The 567-nt window shown below is 74.8% G+C and carries 2 protein-coding genes; both read right to left on the bottom strand.

Annotated elements, in window-relative coordinates; genetic code table 11:
* A partial coding sequence (locus G3I78_RS47160; RefSeq protein WP_164436772.1) for a GNAT family N-acetyltransferase occupies positions 1-271 on the bottom strand: 271 nt, incomplete at its 3' end.
* A partial coding sequence (locus G3I78_RS47165) for a penicillin acylase family protein (RefSeq protein WP_164436774.1) occupies positions 268-567 on the bottom strand: 300 nt, incomplete at its 5' end. The genes G3I78_RS47160 and G3I78_RS47165, both read right to left, overlap by 4 nt.

Below are 567 nucleotides of genomic sequence, written 5' to 3' on the forward strand. Positions count from 1 at the left end.
GCCCGACGGGCTCGCCGTCGCGCCGCGCGAGGAAGGCGTGGTGGGTCGTGCGGCGGTCGAGGTCCTCGTAGATCTCCCGGACGAGTTCGAGACCGGCCTCGCGCATGCCCCAGAACCGGGCCCGTTCCTCGGTGACCCAGGAGTGGATCAGCGCGGCGTCGGCGGTCGGGTCGACGGGGGTGAGGGTGATCGTGCCGAGCCCCTCGACGCGCTGGGAGTACACGGGCTGCCGGGTGGCGGCGCCGGAGGCGGACGCGCTGCTGCTGGTCATACGGATTCCTTGGTGAGGCGGGTCCAGTCGGTGACGACGGGGACGAGTTCGCACCGGGCCCAGCACGGGAGCTGGTCGCGGTGGTGGGGCGACCCGGTGACGCCGTCCGCGCCGAGCGGGACCGCCCAGAGGCTGTCCTCGCGGCGGGCCAGGTCCCACACGTAGCGGGCGGCCGAGGCGCGGGCGGTGAGGTCGGTGAAACCGGGCACGGTGGAAGTGGCGTTCACGCAGTCGTGGTCGCCGCCCAGGCCGGGCCACTGCGCGTCCGGGTCGGGCAGCGCCGACCAGGGCGTCAG

It is taken from the genome of Streptomyces sp. SID13726 (genome assembly GCF_010548375.1).
Classification (GTDB): domain Bacteria; phylum Actinomycetota; class Actinomycetes; order Streptomycetales; family Streptomycetaceae; genus Streptomyces.